Raw genomic sequence first — 241 nt, 5'->3', positions numbered from 1 at the left:
GGTGCAGGCGGAACGCAGGCCGCCGAGGATATCGCGCACGGTGAACTCCACCTCGCCTCGCAGCGGCAGCTTGACGGTTTTGCCTTCGGCCGCGCGATACTCCGCCACGCCGCCGACGTGGCGCTTCATCGCTGACTCGGAGCTCATGCCGTAGAACAGCATGAATTTCTCGCCGTTCTCTTCCACCACGGTGCCTTCGCACTCGTCGTGGCCGGCCAGCATACCGCCCAGCATCACGAAG

Annotated in this window: 1 protein-coding gene; it reads right to left on the bottom strand. The window is 65.1% G+C overall.

Annotated elements, in window-relative coordinates; translation table 11 throughout:
• The coding region (locus AC4IFT_RS22605) for an IMP dehydrogenase (protein ID WP_490752994.1) at positions 1-241 on the bottom strand (241 nt) is incomplete at both ends.

This window comes from Providencia sp. UF-183, assembly GCF_058246155.1.
Note: the sequence above shows the minus strand (reverse complement) of the source record. Positions and strands in the feature narration are given on the sequence as shown.